Origin of the sequence: Salsipaludibacter albus (assembly GCF_019798055.1) — a bacterium.
Classification (GTDB): Bacteria; Actinomycetota; Nitriliruptoria; order Nitriliruptorales; family Nitriliruptoraceae; genus Salsipaludibacter; species Salsipaludibacter albus.
Genome location: NZ_JAHOPH010000002.1, coordinates 200,658 through 219,092, shown reverse-complemented (window position 1 = coordinate 219,092; position 18,435 = coordinate 200,658). Strand labels below are relative to the sequence as shown.

Here is an 18,435-nt window from a genome sequence, read left to right as displayed (position 1 = left end):
ACAACTCGGAACGGCCCTCGAAGGGCAAGCGCAGCCGGCGATGGCCCGGTGGACACCAAGGGCGCATCAGCAGTCAACCTGCTGATACCCCCCAAGGTTGCCCAGTGAGCGCAGCGAGGAACTCCAACGTGACCGAAGGTCACGCTTCCACAGGCTTGTCCCCAGCTGGGGACGAAGCACAGGCGTGGAACTCCACAGCTGTGGACGCGAGTGTGGACAGCGAGACCCCGTCCGTCAACGACGACGCCCCGGGCACGCGGGGTGCCCGGGGCGTGACGAGTGCGAGCCGGCAGCGCGCCGGCGTCCGCAGCGATCGGGTCACACGTCGGCGGGGTCGTCCCAGAGCGACTCGTCCAGTTCCTGGTCACGCTTGCGCTTGAGGCTGTTGGCGAACGCGACGGCCCCAGCCACCAGGCCCACCACCAGCACCTTGCCGAAGAACCCGCCCGATTTCTCCTCGGGCTCCGGCTCGGACTCGGCCGTGCCGACCTTCTCGGCGACCTTGCCCTTGGCCTCGGCGTAGTTGGCCTTGGCCGCGTCACTGGCCTGGCTGGCCTGGGTCTTGACCGTCTCGGTCGCCGTGCCGATGCTCTCCGAAGCGGACTCGGCCGCGTCGGACAGCTTTGCCTTGGCCTGCTCACTCACCGCCGCGGCGGCCTTGCGCGCCTCGGCGAGCGCCTCGTCGGCCTTGGCGAGCGCTTCCTTGGCGGCCTTCTCGGCCTCCGCGTTGCCCTTGTCCCTGCGTCCCATGTCATCCTCCGAAGTCGGGCTGGACCTCGAGGGTAGTGCGGGGCCGGCTCGACTCCACCGCCGGACGCCCACTGCCGTCCGTGCACACGCCCACACGCGCGCTCACGGGCTGGCATGCTGCGACGGTGCGGGTCGTCCCCGCACCGGGAGCACACCGATGGCACAACCCCGACTGTCCAGCCCCGACAAGGTCCTGTGGCCGGCCTCCGGGCACACCAAGCAGGACCTGTGGGACTACGTCCACACCATGGCCGACCGGCTGGTTCCCCAGTTGCGGCACCGCCCGCTGTCCGTGAAGCGGTTCCCCCGGGGTGTCGGCGAGCAGGGATTCTTCCAGAAGAACCTGCCGGACCACGCCCCCGCGGGGATCCGGCGCTGGCGCCAGTGGGCCGACTCGGCGGACCGGGAGGTCGCCTACGCCCTGGTGGACGACGTGGAGGACCTGGCCTGGTTCGCCCAGCAGAACACGATCGAGTTCCACCCCTCGATCGTCCGCATCGACCGCCCGGACCGGCCCGACCAGCTCGTCCTCGACCTCGACCCGGGCGAACGGGACACGCCGATCGGCCGGACCGCCCGGTGGGTCCACGACGTCCTCGACGAACTCGGCCTGCCGTCACTGGTCAAGACCAGTGGCGGTCGGGGCCTCCACGTCCTGGTCCCGATCGAGCGCCGCCAAGGGGCGGAGGTGCTGCGCCCCCTGACCCTGGCGATCGCCCGGATGGTGGCAGACCGCCACACCGACGACCTCACCGTCGAAATGCGCAAGGCGGGTCGCGACGGCCGCACCCTGCTGGACTGGTCACGGAGCACGCCGGGCGCGACCCTGATCGCGGCCTGGAGTCCACGCGCGCACCCGTTGGCGACCGTCGCGACGCCGCTCGACTGGGCGGAGGTGGGCGACGACCTCGACCCCACACGCTTCACGATCGACACCGCCCCGGACCGCCTCGACCCCTGGGCCGAGCTCGACCATCCGCCGGCGCGACTGGGGCCGGTGCGCACCGCGGTCGAGGACGCCGGCTACCCGCTCGTCGACGCCAGCCCCCGGGCCACCACCGCCGGCTACCTCGACGGTTGAGTCGCGGCGATCCTGCTGCCGGGGTGGGCCCGGTCCGGGTTGCTAGGGTCGCCGTCGACCGAGGGGGTCCAGGCATGACGACGGCGCCGGCGACGACGACCACGACAGGGACACCTGTCGAGCCGTCGACGGCCACGCCTCGCCGCGTGTTCTCCCCGGAGCTGTCCCCCACGGGGCTGCTGGTCGCCGGCATCTTCTACACGTTGTCCCTGTTCCCGTCGTTGCTTCCCCGCACGAGCCTCACCCAGGGGATCATCTCCGGCGTGACGATCGTCATCGGCTACGGCATGGGCGCCGCCGTCCACTGGGCGTGGGACTACGTCGGCCTGCCACGCACCCGTGGGCGCGTCCGCAAGGTCGTCATCTGGACCCTGGTCGGGATCATCGGCTTCATGATCGTGTCGGCCACGTGGCAGCACGTCGGGTGGCAGAACGACGTCCGCGAACTGATGGGGATGGAGCCCACCTCGCCGACCCTGTGGCCGATGCTGGCCGTGACCGCCCTGCTCGTCGCGGCACTGCTGCTGGTGATCGGACGGTCGATCCGGCTGCTGTTCACGACGATCGTCGCCTGGCTGGCCCGCCGCATGACCGGGCGACAGGCCCGGCTGGTCGGCTGGATCGTCATGCTGACGCTGGCCTGGGGCCTGTGGAGCGGTGTGCTCGTCAACGGGTTCTTCACCGCCGCGAACCAGATCTTCGCACCCCGCGACAGCGCGACCGACGAGGGCGTGGTGGCACCCACCTCGTCCCTGCGCTCGGGCAGCCCGGACTCGCTGGTCGCCTGGGACACGCTGGGACGCCAGGGACGCAACTTCGTCGCGGGCGGTCCGACGGTCGCCGAGCTCGACGGCTTCCACGGGGGCGGGGCGGTCGAACCGATCCGGGTGTACGCGGGGCTGAAGTCGGCGGACACCAACGAGGAGCGGGCCGACCTGGTCCTGGCCGAGCTGCAGCGAACCGGTGCCTTCGACCGCTCCACCCTGCTGATCGCCACCACGACGGGCACCGGGTTCCTCGACGCCGACGGTGTGGATCCGCTGGAGTGGGTCACCAACGGGGACACCGCCATCGTCGGGGTCCAGTACTCCTACCTGCCCAGCTGGATCTCGCTGCTCGCGGACCAACAGGAGGTCCGGGACACCTCCCGCGCCGTCTTCGACCGGATCCACGAGCACTGGCGGACCCTGCCGGAGGACGACCGCCCGGACATCTACCTCTACGGCCTGTCGCTGGGCTCGTTCGGGGTCGAGGCGATCCTCGACTCGATCAACATCGTCAACGAGCCGATCGACGGCGTCCTGATGGTGGGACCGCCGTTCGTCAACGAGCTGCACGAACGCCTCGAGCAGTCCCGCGACGAGGGCAGTTCCGCCAGCCTCCCGGTCGTCGACGACGGCCGGACCGTGCGGTTCATGAACCAGTTCAGCGATCCGCTGGACGACGAGGCCGGATCCGCGACCTGGGGCGACACGCGGCTGCTGTACCTCCAGCACGCGTCGGACCCGGTCGTGAACTTCTCGACCAACCTGGCGTTCGACGAGCCCGACTGGCTGGAGCCGGGACCGCGGGGCCCGGAGGTCGCCGACAGCATGGTGTGGACGCCCCTGGTCACCATGTGGCAGGTGCTGGTCGACCTCCCCGCCGCCGGGTCGACCCCGGAGGGCTACGCCCACCTGTACGACAAGCCGTCCAACGCCCGGGCCTGGGCGGCGGTGGTCGAGCCGGACCTCACCCCGGAACGGCTGGCCGACCTCGAGGCACTGCTGGCGACCTTTCCGCCGGACTGACCCCAGGATGGCAGCAGCCGTCGACCACACCCGCTGCGCGCAGACCCGAAGGACACGACCATGGCACTCGGCTGGCAGTGCATCTGCATCGACGCCCACGACCCACGGGCCCAGGGGGCCTGGTGGGCCGAACTGCTCGGGTGGCGCACGACCTTCGCCGACGACGACGAGGTGGTGCTCGAGCCACCCGCAGGCTCGCCCCAGGACGGCGTGTCACCCGACATCCTGTTCCTGCGTGTCCCCGAGGACAAGCAGGTCAAGAACCGCCTGCACCTGGACCTGCGACCCGACGACCGCGACGCGGAGGTCGCCCGCGCGGTCGCGCTGGGTGCGACCCACGTCGACGTGGGCCAGTCCGGCGACGTGACGTGGGTCGTGCTCGCCGACCCGGAGGGCAACGAGTTCTGCATCCTGCGGCCACTGACGGCCGAGGAACTGGCCGAGGACGGCTGATGCCGGCCATCCCGGCGCGACCCGCCGACGACATCGACGACGTGCTGGCCGTCCTCGACGACGTCGTCGTCGGCATCGGGCGCGCGATCCTGCGCCCCGGCTGGCTGACCCCGGTCGCCTGGCTGGTGGGCCTGCGGGAATCGCGCGACGTGCGACACAACCTGGAGGTCCTCGCACGCCTGCCCACCCCCGACCTGGACCGGGTGGAGGCCGTGGTCCAGGGCCACCAGTCGGTCACCGACGCCGACGACGCGTGACGGTCCCCGTCGAGCATCGATGACGCGGCGTCGCGTGCCTACGGGGTGTTGAGGAACTCGCCGCCACAACGCGCGATGGCGTCTGCCGTCAACGAGCCGTCGTCGCCGATCGCCACGAAGATGGTGCCCGGCTGTGCCTCGGCGCCCGGGACCCCCAGGTGCACCTTGACGTGCAGCGGGTGACGCCGGTTCTCCGGGTAGCCGTCCTCCCCGGGCAGCTGGACCTCGTTCTCGCCACCCGAGGGCGCCAGGAGGACGCAGTCGCCGTTCGGCAACACCTTGCCGTGGACATGGGTGGCCGCCGCCGGACCCGCCGACAGGGCGAGCACGGCGAGCGTGGCCCCGGCCGTCATGAGCATGCGTCGAACCATCATCGTCTCCTTCGTCCGTCGTCCTCACGACCCTAGACCTCGCACCTGCCCATGGGATCCCCAACTGCCGGACGGGTGCGTCGCCGCCAGCGCTCGTGCGAACTCTCGCCACGTTTCGGATCGTTCAGCACGGCCCCGCGTGCGCCCCGCGATCGCAGCGGGCGAAGGCCGTGCAGCGAGGCACTTTGTTCGAGGCTCCGGGGACCTTCGTTCGATCGTTGCGTCTAGGCTCCGTCCGATCGGTCCGCTGGACCGATCGCGCCCGCGCGCGCCGCCCGACCACGAAGGTCCGTGAATGGCCCACTCCACGCGCCGCCGGCACACCACCGGCAGCCTCCTCCTGTCCATGGGGCTGATCCTGGCCGTGCTCACCGCACTGCCGGCGTCCGCCCAGGAAGCCCCCCCACCCGGTGACATCAAGAACTTCGAGTTCATCCGCAACCTCGACGAGATGAACAGCATCACGTCCATCAACGTCCTCAACTACGGGGACGGCGACGTGCTGGTCGCGGTCGGGCGCTTCGGCGTCAAGACCTTCGACCTGGCCGACCCGACCGACCCCCAGCTCCTCGACCACCTGCCCAGCGACGACCTGATGCTCGACACCGACTCGTCGGGCACGTTCTGGCAGAGCGAGTCCACCAACGTGGACCAGAAGCGCAAGTACATCTTCCTGTCACGCGACCCGCGTGCGTACAGCGGCAACCAGGACAGCCCCGACAGCGAGAGTGGCGTCTACGTCATCGACGCCCGCGACCCCTCGGCGCTGCGACTCGTGACGTTCCACGACGTGCCGGCAGGCCACACCAGCACCTGCATCAACGACTGCCAGTTCCTGTGGAGTGGTGGACCGGCCGTGCGTGACGACATGCCCGACGACTGGAACGGCCGCCCGATCTGGGTGACCGACATCCGCAACCCCAACAAGCCGTTCACCTACGAGACCCCGATCGACATCGGCCGCAACCAGGGCATCACCGACTATGCCCACGACGTGCAGGTCGACAACGCCGGGATCGCGTGGGTCAGCGGACGTGGTGCCGTGCGGGGCTACCACACCAGTGGACGCCACCACGACCCGGTGCTGGGTCGCAGCCGCGTGGCCACCGCCTGGGACCCGATCCCGTACGCCGGTGGTGGCGGACCGGAGATCTGGAGCCTGGGTGGGCCAGCCGTCATGCACAACAGCGAACGGCCGATCGACGGCCTGCCCGGCACCCGGTCGGGGATCGGCGTCGCCGACTCCGAGCGGCCCGAGCGTCCGTGGCTGAGCGACGGTGCGGACTACGCCGCCCACGGCTACGAGGCCGGTGAGCTGCTCTACGCCACGCACGAGAACTTCGTGGGTGGGTGTGCCCAGCGCGGCCGGTTCTACATCGTGTCGCTGGACGGCAGCTACGGCGGCGAGTCGTGGCGCGCCACCCCGGAGGATCCCTTCCGGCTCGACGTGGTGTCCTCGTGGCACCCGGCCGACACCGAGGAGGGGTTCAACGCCAACACCAACAACTGCTCCGGGCACTACTTCCGGATGGCAGACGGCCTGGTCTACATGTCGTGGTACGGACAGGGCACCCGCGTGCTCGACGTCCGTGACCCGGCCAACCCGGTCCAGGTGGCCTACTTCCGCCCGGACGGGACGTCGAGCTACACCCCGATGCTGTACGAGGACCTGGTCTTCGTGGCCGACTCGGGTCGTGGCATCGACATCCTGCGTCTCGACGACGCTGCCCTGGACGTCGCGGCGTCCGGCGAGCAGGTCGTGGCACCGGCGATGAGCGCGGCTGCAGCCCGAGCCGCGACCGCCGGCTACGAGGCCGACCCGGTCATGGGCTGGGTCTGTCGGATCGCGTCCCGGGACACCTGAACCCGGACGACACCGCTCGACACGTCGGGGCCGCGGACACCACGTCCGCGGCCCCGAGTCATGGTCGTCCATGGCCCGCCCCGGGTGGGGCCGGCCTCAGTCGGCCGTGGCGCCCAGCTCGCGCAGCGCGTCGCGGTCCCGGGGGAGCCGTTCGACGACCATGCCGAGGAGGGTGGCGAGATCGTCCTCCGACACGAGGTCGGCTGGGTCGCCGACGACCTGGCGCGTGATCACGGCCAGGTCCGGCGCCGTCTCGAGGCAGCCGGTGAGCCCTCGGAAGGCCGCGTACTCGGCGCTCTGGTCGGTGATGTCCTGGGTGGCACCGAGCAGGTCGGTGAGGCCGGCGACCTCCACCTCGGCAGGCGTCCACTCCCCGTCGGCGGTCTCGACCCCGTGGCAGTCCTCCGACCCGGTCTCGAACGGCTCGACGTAGTAGGCGTAGTTGGCCACCACCACGACGTGGGCCTCCTCACGCTCCCCGCCGGCGTCCGCATCGGACTCGGCATCCTCGGTCCCGGGCTCGTCGTCGTGGCCCTCCTCGGCCACCAGCGCGGAGCACTCGACGTACACGAAGCCCTCGTCGGACCCGCTGGCCCGGGCGCCGTCCACGACCGTCGGTTCGACCGGCCCGAACTCCCACCCCAGGACCTCGGAGAGTTCCTCGGCGTCGACCGGACACTGGGCAGCCGCCTCCGTCCCGGCAGCGGTCGGCGACGGTGCGGGGTCACCCGTGCAGGCTCCCAGGGACACCAGGGCCACCAGCAGCGCCGGGAGGCCCAACGATCGGGTGGATCGACCCTGGACCACGTCTTTCCTTCCGCATGGACGAACCGGCGAGGGTAGGCGCCGAGAACCCGGAGCCCACCCCCGACCATGGGCCGGTCACGACGGCGACGCCTCCCGCCACGAAGGACGGGAGGCGTCGCCGTACGCCCGATCCGGTCAGGCGGACCGTGCGCGTTGGTCGGTCATCAGACGTCGTCGAGCAGCGCCTGGAGGTCCCGGATCAGCAACGCCCGTACGTCGGGGTCGTCGATCCGCTCGGCCCGGTCGATCGCGCGCTCGAGCGCGCGGCCTTCCTGGACGTCCTTGCCCTTGTCCGCCATGCGCTCGGCGTTGTTGACCTGGTCACGGACGTCCTGGGCCTCCTCCGGCGTGATCACGCCGGCATCGGTGAGCACCTCGAGCAACGTCAGCACGTCGTCGTAGGAGGTCTCGATGGTGAACGACACCGACGACGACGTCGTGTTGCCCGCCACGTCGACCGCGTCCACCTCGAGCGTGTGCCCGCCCAGGTCGAGCTCCCACAGGCTCCACGTGGCGGACCACGTGGCGTCGCCGTCGTGCACGACCTGGCCGTCCAGCGTCACCGTGAGCGTGTCGACGCCGGACGTGGCGTCGTCGGCCGAGACCTCGACGTCGAGCACCTCGGACGAGCCGTAGGTGGCCCCGTCGTCGACCCCGTCGATGTCGGTCGTCGGCTCGGTTGTGTCGACGTCCATCGTGAACGACTGGACCTCGGTGACCTCCGGGTCCCGGACCGCCCGCACGTCGAGCGTGTGCGAACCGTCCTCGGACACCGTCAGCACGCCGTCCTCGTCGGCCACCCACGCTCCGCCGTCGACCGAGAACTCGATCGTGGCGTCATCGGTGGTCGTCGCGGTGACGGTCACGGGCGACACGTACCACCCGTCGTCACCGTCCGGCGTGGCCGGGTCCAGCACGACGTCGAGGAACAGCGGCTCCGGCACGGAGCAGTCCGCCTCGACCCAGCCGGCCGCGGTGGAGATGCCCTCCCACATGTGCTCGCGGAAGAGCTCGTCGGTGGTGAAGCTGGCGTCGGTGTGGCCCAGCGCGGTGTACCAGGAGCGGCCACCGTCGAAGTCGTGGCACCACGACATCGGGTGGTCACCCATCGCGAGGTCGTCACCCACGGCGTAGGTGGACTCGTCGATCGTCATGAGGACGTGGACGTCCCCACGCGGGTTGTCCTGGAACGAGTACCACTCGTCGTCACGGGTCCAGTCCTCGGGGAGGTGGTCCGTCGACGGGTGGTCGCCGTCCTCGATGTTCAGCGTGGCCTGCGGGGTGCCCGGCGGGTGCCCCTCGAAGTAGGCCCCGACCAGGTCGCCGTACCACTCCCAGCCGTACTCGGTGTCGCTGGCAGCGTGGACGCCGGCGTAGCCACCGCCGGCCTGGATGTAGCGCTCGAACGCGGCCTGCTGGTCGTCGTCGAGCACGTCACCGGTCGTCGACACCCACACCACGGCGTCGTAGCGCGCCAGGGTGTCGTCGTTGAACGCGGCTGCGTCCTCGGTGAGGTCGACGGCCACGCCGTCGGCAGCACCGAGCTCCTGGATGGCCTCGCGGGCCACCGGGATCGAGCCGTGCCGGAACGCGGCGGTCTTGGAGAAGACCAGGATCCGCGACACGTCGGGGTCGTGCTCGATCGTGAACGACGCCGTGCCCGTCTCGGACGTGTTGCCGGCGGTGTCCACTGCGCGGTACTCGACGGTGTGGTCGCCCGGCTCGATGACGCTCAGGTCGCCCTCGAGCTCGACGAACTCCGCGCCGTCGAGCGAGTACTCGATGTAGTCGACGGCGCCGATGTCGGTGGCCTCGAAGGTCACCTGCACCGAGCTCGATGCCGTGTCCACGGTCGCGCAGCCACGCGGCAGTCCGGCGTCGCCGCCGTGGACCATGACCGCCTGGGCGTCCTCACGGGCCGTCCAGTCGGCCGACCCGGACACCTGTGCCTCGCCGTCGGTGTCGGAGACGAACCCGGCGTCGGGGTTCTCCGGGTCGTCGACCAGCCAGAGCTCGTTCGGCGGCTCGGACGGCCCGTCCGGGTCGTCCTGGTAGTGGCCGCCCATCGGCATCGTGCCGCAGACCCCCTCGTGGAGGTGGCCCTGGTGGGTGGCGTTGGGGACCAGGCCGGACAGGTCGGCGGTGACCGACGTGCCGTCGGGCCCGACCACCATCGTGGCGGTGCCGGCGGTGTCGAAGCCGGCGGCGGGCGTGAACTCGCCGGTGAACGTGCCGAGCAGGCTCGCCGAGACCTCCGGCGGGACCTCGTCGGCGACGATCTCGATCTCGATCATGACCGGCTCGGAGACGTTGCCACCGACGTCGGTGGCCCGTGCGTACACGGTGTGGGTCCCGATCCCGGTCACCTGGCACTGGCCGAAGCCGCCCAGGTTGCAGAACACGAACGTGGCACCGAACTGGAAGTAGGTCCCCCAGGTCTCGCCGTCGTAGGAGAACTGCCGTGACGCCACGCCGACGTTGTCGGTGGCGTTGATGCGGAACTGCACCGGCCCGATGAAGGTGCCGTCGGGCCCGTTGGGCACGGCCGGGATCGTGGTGATGGTCACCTCCGGCGGGGTCACGTCCGCGACACCGTCACCGAGGAAGCGCAGGATGTCGAGGGTGACGCCGTCGGTGGCCGTCACGTACAGCGTCCCGGTGCCCCCGGGGGGCGTGAACTCGTCGGAGAAGAACGTGTCGATGCCGGACGAGTCGACCGCGACCGTCGCGAACGGCTCGGCGTCGGGGCTGCCCCAGCGCAGGTGCACGTCACCGGTGCCCTCGGAGGTCACCGCGACCGACTCGATGTTGAGCAGGTTGACGCGGTCGTAGGAGATCCAGTCGCCGTCGGCGAACGGACCGACCTTGTTGAACCCGCTGGCCTCGATGTCCTCGACCACGGCCACGCCGCTGGAGTCGTCGGACCACTCGGCTTCCTGGTCCTTCGGGTTGAGCTGGAGTGTCGCCGTCCCGGTCGCGGGCGGGATCTCGCCGTTGCCCTGGTCGGTGTAGGTGACCTCGAGGACGGCGTAGATGTTCTCGCCCTCACCGTGCTCGGGGGCGTCGGCGGGCATGGTCAGCGAGAAGGTGCAGCCGGTCCCGGTGGTGATGGGGTGGGCGTGGCTGTTGTGGCCCAGCCCGAAGGTGTAGGCGACGTTGCCACAGACGGTGTCGTCACCGTCCTCGGGATCGGAGGTCGTGACCTCGAAGGCGATGCCCTGGCCCCAGTCGAAGAACGTGCCGTCGGGCGGTGTCTCGATCGTCACCGTCGGTGCGATGTTGCCGACCGCGATGTTCACGGCGGTCAGCGAGGTGCGACCACCGGGGTCGGTGACCCGCAGCCGGGCCGAGTAGACGCCCAGGTCGGTGTAGGTGTGGCTGGTGGTGACACCGGTGGCGTCGTAGGTCCCGTCGCCGTCGAAGTCCCATTCGTAGGTCAGCTCGTCACCGTCGGGGTCGGACGAGCCGGACCCGTCGAAGGTGACCTCCAGTGGGGCGGTGCTGCCCGAGATCGGGTCGGCGCTCGCCACGGCCTGGGGGGTCTTGTTGCCCTCCACGTAGTCGATGCGGTGCAGCCCGGCGTCGGGGTTGACGCTGCTGAAGCCGTCGCCGTACTCCAGGGTGTAGAGCGATCCCTGGTGGAACTCCAGGTCCATGATGTTGTCATGGATCGGCTGGAACGCGGTCTGCAGCGCGCCGTTGGGCAGGAAGTTCTCGATCTCGGTGACCGGACCGTCGGGCCAGTCCACGGAGAACGCGGCGATGTAGTCCTGCGACCACTCGGCGAAGAAGGACTTGCCGTCCCAGTACTCCGGGAGGGCGCTGACCGGGTTGGACGCGTCGTAGTGGTAGACCGGACCACCCATCGGGGCCTGGCCGTTGCCACTGCCGAAGCTGGTCAGCTCGGGCCACGGCTGGTCGTCGTCGTTGTCGCCGTAGTAGAGGTCGGCGGGCACGGACGGCGGCACGACCGCGAGGCCGGTGTTCCAGGACGAGTTGTTCTCCGCGCCGGCGGCGCAGTCGAACCACGGACCCTGGGTGGCGGTCTCGAAGTCCCATTCGTTGTAGTTGAACTGGTCACCGGTGCAGTAGGGCCAGCCGGCGTTGATCGGCTGGTCGATGCCGGTGGTGTTCCACTCGACGATGCCCATCGGGCCACGGTTGGGGTCGGCGCTTCCGGCATCCGGGCCGTAGTCGCCCCACGACACGCTGTTGGTCTCGGAGTCGACGTCCATCCGGAAGGGGTTGCGGGCACCCATGACGAAGATCTCGGGACGGGTCTGGTCGGCGGTGTCGTCGGCCTCGTCGAACAGGTTGCCGTCGGGGATGCTGTAGGACCCATCGTCCTCCGGGTGGATCCGCAGGATCTTGCCACGCAGGTCGTTGGTGCTGCCCGCCCCACGACGGGCGTCGAACCCGGGGTTCATGCCCGGCGCGTTGTTGTTGGGTGCGTAGCCGTTGGAGCCGGGCGTGGTGGCCGGCGTGTTGTCACCGGTGGAGATGTAGAGGTTGCCGTCGTCGTCGAAGTCGGCGTCACCGGCGACGTGGCAGCACTGCCCACGGTTCGTCTCGACCTTGATGATGACCTGTTCGCTGGACAGGTCGAGCGTGTCGTTGTCGGCGTCCCACTGGAACCGGCTCATCTGGTTGTAGCCGGTCCACTGGTCCCAGTAGGTGATGTCCTCGCCGTCGGGAAGGCTGTTGGGTGCGTTGCCACCTGGCGTCGTGGTCGGGTACGGCCGACCCGCGTTGTTGAGCCCGTCCATGGTCTCCGGGGAGTAGAAGACGTAGATCCACCCGTTCTCCTCGAAGTCCGGGTCGAGGGTCAGGGTCTGCATCCCGTCCTCGCCGTTGAAGTACACGTCGGGCGCGTCGATCGTCTCGACCGTGCCCTGGGAGGGATCCATCAGGCGGATCAGGCCCTCGCGAATCGTGAACAGCACCCGCCCGTCGGGCAGGACGGCCATGTCGACCGGCTCCCCACCCATGTCCCGGGTCAGCGTGAGCTTCTCGTAGTTGTCCCAGTCGAGTGCAGGCTCGGCGACCTGGGCGTCGGCCGGGGTGGCTTGCAGGGCGAGCGCCGAGAGCATGCTCGCGAGCAGGGCGCCGAGGACGGCGGCGATGGACAGGCGACGGTGGATGGTGTGCATCGGGGGAGCCCCTTCGTGGTGGCACGTTCCACGAGGCCTGCACTCCACGTGTGGATCGTCGACAATAGACAACCGGATTGCAATAAAGGGGCGCGTCCGGCCGAATTGGTCCGAGTGATGGCGCGAACACGCGCGAAACCGCGCACATCGCGCGATGGGCGGGCGTTCAGCGCGCACAGGCCTCGGGTCCGCAGAGGGTCAGCGGCCCGTGTCAGCCGACCCAGTCGGCCAGTTCCTCGCCGGTCAGGGTCGACGCGTCGGCGACCAGGTCGGCCGGCGTGCCCTCGAACACGACCCGGCCGCCGTCGCTGCCGGCGCCCGGGCCCAGGTCGACGATCCAGTCCCCGTGCGCCATGACCGCCTGGTGGTGCTCGATCACGATGACCGAGTTGCCGTCGTCGACCAGCCGGTCCAGCAGGCCCAGCAGGTGCTCGACGTCGGCCAGGTGCAGCCCCGAGGTCGGCTCGTCGAGCACGTAGGTCGACGGTTCGCCCGCCATGTGCACGGCCAGCTTCAGCCGCTGGCGCTCGCCACCCGACAGCGTGTTGAGCGGCTGGCCCAGTGACAGGTAGCCCAGGCCGACGTCGGCGAGGCGCTGCAACGTCTCGGTGGCCGACGGCAACCCGGCCTCGTCGAAGAAGGCCAGCGCCTCGTCGACCGGCAGGTCGTACACCTCGGCGATGTCCTTGCCGTGGTAGCGGTGCTCGAGGACGTCGTCGGTGAACCGGCGTCCCCGGCACAGTTCGCACGTCGCGGACACCTCGCCGAGCATCCCGAGGTCGGTGTGCACGACCCCCAGCCCCTTGCACGCCGGGCAGGCGCCGTCGGAGTTGGCCGAGAACAACGACGCCGACACGTCGTTGGCCCGCGCGAACGCGGCCCGGATGGTGTCCAGCACCCCGGTGTAGGTCGCGGCGTTGGAGCGCCGCGACCCCCGGATCGACGACTGGTCGACCACGATCACGTCGTCGCGTTCCGGCATGCAGCCGTGCACCAGCGAGGTCTTGCCCGAGCCCGCCACGCCCGTGACCACGCACACGACGCCCAGGGGCAGGTCCACCGTGACGTCGTCGAGGTTGTGCAGGTTCGCGTTCGCGATGGTGAGGTGGTCCGTCGCCGTCCGGACGTCATTCTTGAGGGTGGTCCGGCGGTCGAGGTGGCGGCCGGTGACGGTGTCGGAGGACCGCAGGCCGTCGACGCCACCCTGGTAGGTGACGGTGCCACCGGACGTGCCGGCGCCCGGACCGAGGTCGACCACGTGGTCGGCGTGCACGATCACCTGCGGGTCGTGCTCGACCACCAGCACGGTGTTGCCCTTGTCGCGCAGGGACCCGAGCAGGTCGACCATGCTGCGGACGTCGTGCGGGTGCAGCCCGGCGGTCGGTTCGTCGAACACGTAGGTGACGTCGGACAGCGGCGAGCCCAGGTGGCGCACCATCTTGACGCGCTGTGCCTCACCTCCCGACAGCGTCGACGCCACCCGGTCGAGGCTGAGGTAGCCCAGGCCGATGTCGACCAGCGACCCGAGCAGGTCGGCGAGGTTGCCCACCACCGGACCGACGGCGGCGTCGTCGACCTCGGCCAGCCAGTCGCGCAGTTCGCTGACCTCCATGGCGGAGCAGTCCGCGATGCCGCGGCCGTGGAGCTGGACCGACCGGGCGGCCTCGGACAGCCGGGTCCCGCCGCAGTCGGGGCACGGCTGGTCGGTGACGGCACGGTCGAGGAACTCCACGATGGCCTTCTGCTTCGGGGTCCGCTCCCCCAGCCAGGTCCGGTGGATCCGCACCGACAGGCCCTCGTAGGTGGTTCCGGAGCCGTCCTCGCGCTCGAGCTTGGTCGCGGGCTTGCTCCACAGGTCGTCCCACTCCTGGTCGGTGTAGTCCTCCACCTTCGTGTCGGGGTCGACCAGTCCGAGTTCGCCGGCGTCGCCGGCGTTCCACAGCGGTGCGAGCACGGCCCCCTCGTTGAGCGACTTGCTGCGGTCCACGACCTGGTCGGGGTCGAGGTCACGGACCTCGCCGCGTCCCTCGCACGTCGGGCACATCCCGCCGGTGCGGCTGAAGGTCACGTGCTCGCGTTTGCGGTCGCCCCGTTCGACGGTGATCGCGCCGCTGGCCCTGACCGTGGGGACGTTGGGCGAGAACGCACTGGGCGGGCCGATGTGGGGCTCGCCCAGCCGACTGAACAGGATGCGCAGGAGGGCGTCGGCGTCGGTGGCGGTGCCGACGGTCGAGCGGATGTCGCCGCCCATCTGCTCCTGGTCGACGGTGATCGCGGCGGTCAGGCCCCGCAGGACGTCGACCTCGGGCCGCGCCACGGTCGGCATGAAGCCCTGCGCGAACGCGCTGTAGGTCTCGTTGATCAGCCGTCGGGACTCCGCCGCGATCGTGCCGAACGCCAGCGACGACTTGCCGGACCCCGACACGCCCGTGAACAACACGAGCTCGTGCTTGGGGATGTCGAGGTCGACCCCGGCAAGGTTGTTCTGGCGCGCACCCCGCACCTCGATGTGGTCGAACGACGTCATCTGGTCTCCTCCTCTGACTTCCACGGACCACGTCGAGTGTGCTGATCACTCCAGCCCCGTGGAGTGAAGAGCACACTCGACGACAGGGTTCGGCGCTTCAAGACTGTTCGATGCGGAGGAAGTTGCCGGCGGGGTCGCGGACGGCGGCGTCACGCACGCCCCAGAACTGGTCGGCGGGCTCCTGGACGACCTCGGCTCCGGGCGCGGCGGCGACCTTGTCGAACGTGGCGTCCAGGTCGTCGGTGCGGAAGTGCAGCGGGGTCAGCTCGCCCTTGGCGAGCAGCTCGGCCACGGCATCGCCGTCGGCCTGCGACCTCCCCGCGTGGGGCTGCGACAGCACGATCTGGATCTCGGGCTGGCTGTCGGTGGCCAGGGTGACCCAGCGCAGCCCCTCGTTCTCGACCTCGTTGGTGACGGCCAGGCCGAGCGTGTCGCGGTAGAAGGCGACGGCGGCGTCGGGGTCGTCGACGATGACGTGCACGGTGCTGATGGCGACGGACATGGCAGGTGGCCTCGGTCGGGGATCGGCGTCGGGTGGCGACCCTACGACGGGGCCGACGACGCTGCTTCTCCAGAACTGATCGCCTGCCTCGCTCCGCTCGCCAGGCTGCGGGGGATCTTGCGGGGACGGGTCAGCACCATCAGGCGGCAGCGCGGCACGACCTCCAGCTCGGCGTGGTCCCGGGCGCGGTAGTCGCTGGGGGTCTCGCCGACCAGCTCGGTGAAGCGGCTCGAGAACGAGCCGAGACTGGTGTAGCCGACGTCGAAGCACGCATCGGTGACGCTCCACCCCATCCGCAACAGCGCTGTCGCCCGCTCGATGCGGCGGGTCAGCAGGTACGAGTACGGCGTCTCGCCATAGGTCTCGCGGAACCGGCGGCTGAAGTGTCCGGTGGACATGAAGGCGCCCTGCGCCAACGCGGGGACGTCCAGTGGCTGGGCGTACTCGCGATCCATCCGGTCGCGGGCCCGTCGCAGGCGTCGCAGTTCGTCGAGGTCCATGCGGCCATGCTGCCCTGCGTCACGCCGGCCTGTCCACACCGGCCCCACGGTCGAGCGGACACGGACGAGGGCCGACCCCTCGGGGTCGACCCTCGCACGTCGGTGGTCCGGGCAGTCGCGCTAGGACATCTCGTCCAGCATGATCCGCATCTCCTCGACCTGCCACGTCTGGGTGGTGAGCATCTCGGTGGCCCACCCGGACAGGACGTCGTCACTGCCGTCGGTGATCACCTCGACCAGCATGTCGATGGCACCCTCGTGGTGGGTGATCATCAGTTCGAGGTACATCCGGTCGAAGTCCGCCCCGGACGAGGCGCTCAACTGGTCGAGCTCCTCGGGGCTGGCCATCCCCATCTGCTCCATCATCATGGGCATGCCGAGCATCATCTCGTAGGCGGACTCGGCGTCGGTGACGTCGAGGCCGTTCCACGTCTGCCAGTTCTGCATCATGCCGATCTCGACGTCCTGTTCGACGCTGATGCGCTCGGCCCACGCGCGGATCTCCTCCGTGCCGGCCTGGCTGGTGGCCATGTCGCCCATCACCGTCGCCTGGAAGTGGTGCGGGATCATCATCTCGACGAACTCCACGTCATCCGCGTCCACCGAGGTGGATGGTGGTGGGTCGGGGTCCGGATCGGGCTCGGGCGACTCGACCGGCGGCGGGGGCTTGTTCTTGCCCTTGCCACCGCCCTTGCCGTCCGGCGGTCCCGCCGACGCGACCGCGGCCACGACGACGACGGCGGCGACGGCGAGTGCGCCGGCGCCCCGGGCGATGTTCTTGGAGAACTTCATGTGGGGGATCCCTTCATCGGTGCCTCATCGGGCAACGACCCGGATCCACGTCCGATGAGGACGTGGATCCCGGTCGGTGCCGGGCCCGGCACGTGGATCGCCGGGCCCGACCAGCGGACTCAGCCGAGCTCGTACTGGGTCTGCGCGTTGAAGTAGTCCTGCTTGATGCGGTTGGCGCTGGGGATGCCGTCCGTACCGGTGATCTTCAGCACGTCCAGCCCCAACGTGATGTCGCTGGAGTAGATGTAGCCGTTGTACCAGTAGGCGGACCAGCTGCCGCCGAGCCCCGGCGGGTCGAGCGGACCACGGTCGAAGTACGCGATCTCGGTGGTGTTGGTCGGGTCGGAGAAGTCCGACACCGACACGCCACCCTGGTACCAGGACTGCACGAACAGGTCACGACCGACGGCCGGGATGATCGAGCCGTTGTGGGCGACGCAGTTCTCGGTGTTCTCCTGCATGCGCGGGATCTTGTAGTAGTCCAGGAACACGAGCTCCCGGTCGTCACCCTCGCCGACGATGTCGAAGATGGCGTTGGCGCCACGTTCCGGACCGACCGCCTCGTTGCAGGTCGCACCGCCACCGCCACCGAGCTCGTCGGTGAAGATCACGCGGCTGGCGTCGTTGTTGAACGTCGCCGAGTGCCAGAACGCGAAGTTGGTGTCGGTGACGCTGTCGATCACGTACGGCGAGGTCGGGTCCGAGATGTCCATGAGGACACCCTCGCCCATGCAGGCGCCACCGGCCAGGTCCAGCTCCGGGTACACGGTGATGTCGTGGCAGCCCGCCGTGCGGGAGATCGCGCCACCGTCGGGGAACAGGTTGACCTTGTCGAGGACGAAGGCCGAGGCCGGGTCGTCCAGCGGGACCTCGATGATCGAGATCGAGTCGTGCGGCGGCTGGCAGTTCGGGAAGGCCGCGTTCGGACCGTACGACGACACGTACAGGTACAGCGTGTCCTCGTCACCGGGGACCAGCGTGTGGGTGTGCGAGCCACAGTCGGTGCGCACGGCCGCGATCTGCTCGGCGTTCTCGACGCCGTCGCTGATGTCGATGACGCGGACGCCCTCCCAGCCGTTGGGGTTGGCCGTCGACGTGCCCGAGCTCTCACAGCTCGAGTCGGTGCGCGCCGAGTCGACCGACATGAACACCAGGTTGCCGTCCGGGCTGACCGTCGGGTCGCCCTGGCCACCGGGACAGCCGAACTGGCTGATCAGGGTCGGCTTCTGCGGGTGCTTGATGTCGTAGAAGTTGATGCCGCCGTAGGTGCCCTGGATGGCGATGTTGCCCCAGAAGGCGATGTCGCTCTGGAAGACGCCGTCGTTGACGCCCTGCCGCGGCACGTTCGCGACGTGCTGGATGTTGCCGCTCATCGCCACCTCACCGGGGGCGAGTGGCTCGTCGACCTGCGCGGCCGAGGGGCCGGCGGTACCGAGGAGCATGAGGACCATCGCGCCGATCAGCGCGGTGGTGATCACGAGTCCACGGGGCAGTCTGTGCCCGTGTGAGATCTGCTGCATGTGGGGGACCTTCCGTCACCAGGGGGGGAAGTGTTGCGGGAGCAAACGACTCTAGGAAGGCGTATTTGGGC

14 protein-coding genes are annotated in these 18,435 nt (G+C 69.8%); 5 read left to right on the top strand and 9 right to left on the bottom strand.

Features of this window, described 5'->3' with window-relative positions:
* Window positions 1-318: 318 nt before the first annotated feature.
* Window positions 319-750, bottom strand: a complete 432-nt coding sequence (locus tag KR546_RS02790) for a hypothetical protein (RefSeq protein WP_238443178.1) — start codon at window positions 748-750, stop codon at window positions 319-321.
* Between the two features lie 157 nt (window positions 751-907).
* Between KR546_RS02790 and ligD the strand changes: the two genes are divergently transcribed.
* From ligD to KR546_RS02770, 4 genes are all read left to right on the top strand, one after another.
* Window positions 908-1,831, top strand: coding sequence for a non-homologous end-joining DNA ligase (gene ligD, locus KR546_RS02785; RefSeq protein ID WP_238443177.1), 924 nt, complete (start codon window positions 908-910; stop codon window positions 1,829-1,831).
* Window positions 1,832-1,905: 74 nt separating this feature from the next.
* Entirely contained in the window at window positions 1,906-3,621 is a 1,716-nt protein-coding gene (locus tag KR546_RS02780; RefSeq protein ID WP_238443176.1) for an alpha/beta hydrolase, read from the top strand.
* Between the two features lie 60 nt (window positions 3,622-3,681).
* Window positions 3,682-4,074, top strand: coding sequence for a VOC family protein (locus KR546_RS02775; protein ID WP_238443175.1), 393 nt, complete (start codon window positions 3,682-3,684; stop codon window positions 4,072-4,074).
* Complete coding sequence (locus tag KR546_RS02770; RefSeq protein WP_238443174.1) at window positions 4,074-4,331, top strand: hypothetical protein; 258 nt, start codon at window positions 4,074-4,076, stop codon at window positions 4,329-4,331. Before KR546_RS02775 ends, KR546_RS02770 begins: the two co-directional genes overlap by 1 nt.
* Window positions 4,332-4,369: 38 nt before the next feature.
* Here KR546_RS02770 and KR546_RS02765 read toward each other — a convergent pair whose 3' ends face one another.
* Window positions 4,370-4,705 (bottom strand): hypothetical protein, encoded by a 336-nt coding sequence (locus tag KR546_RS02765; protein WP_238443173.1) that lies wholly within the window; start codon window positions 4,703-4,705, stop codon window positions 4,370-4,372.
* 292 nt (window positions 4,706-4,997) lie between these two features.
* Between KR546_RS02765 and KR546_RS02760 the strand changes: the two genes are divergently transcribed.
* Window positions 4,998-6,566, top strand: a complete 1,569-nt coding sequence (locus KR546_RS02760) for an LVIVD repeat-containing protein (protein WP_238443172.1) — start codon at window positions 4,998-5,000, stop codon at window positions 6,564-6,566.
* Between the two features lie 96 nt (window positions 6,567-6,662).
* Here KR546_RS02760 and KR546_RS02755 read toward each other — a convergent pair whose 3' ends face one another.
* The 7 genes from KR546_RS02755 to KR546_RS02715 form a co-directional block, all read right to left on the bottom strand.
* Complete coding sequence (locus KR546_RS02755) at window positions 6,663-7,373, bottom strand: hypothetical protein (RefSeq protein ID WP_238443171.1); 711 nt, start codon at window positions 7,371-7,373, stop codon at window positions 6,663-6,665.
* A 164-nt stretch (window positions 7,374-7,537) separates the two neighbouring features.
* Entirely contained in the window at window positions 7,538-12,523 is a 4,986-nt protein-coding gene (locus tag KR546_RS18945) for a ThuA domain-containing protein (RefSeq protein ID WP_274387486.1), read from the bottom strand.
* Window positions 12,524-12,734: 211 nt separating this feature from the next.
* Window positions 12,735-15,050 (bottom strand): ATP-binding cassette domain-containing protein, encoded by a 2,316-nt coding sequence (locus KR546_RS02735; RefSeq protein WP_238443170.1) that lies wholly within the window; start codon window positions 15,048-15,050, stop codon window positions 12,735-12,737.
* Between the two features lie 97 nt (window positions 15,051-15,147).
* A complete protein-coding gene (locus KR546_RS02730; protein WP_238443169.1) occupies window positions 15,148-15,552 on the bottom strand; it encodes a VOC family protein in 405 nt (134 codons plus the stop codon).
* Window positions 15,553-15,593: 41 nt separating this feature from the next.
* Entirely contained in the window at window positions 15,594-16,052 is a 459-nt protein-coding gene (locus KR546_RS02725) for a helix-turn-helix transcriptional regulator (RefSeq protein WP_238443168.1), read from the bottom strand.
* Between the two features lie 120 nt (window positions 16,053-16,172).
* Window positions 16,173-16,844, bottom strand: a complete 672-nt coding sequence (locus KR546_RS02720) for a DUF305 domain-containing protein (protein WP_238443167.1) — start codon at window positions 16,842-16,844, stop codon at window positions 16,173-16,175.
* A 119-nt stretch (window positions 16,845-16,963) separates the two neighbouring features.
* Window positions 16,964-18,364 (bottom strand): LVIVD repeat-containing protein, encoded by a 1,401-nt coding sequence (locus KR546_RS02715; protein ID WP_238443166.1) that lies wholly within the window; start codon window positions 18,362-18,364, stop codon window positions 16,964-16,966.
* Window positions 18,365-18,435 lie beyond the last annotated feature (71 nt).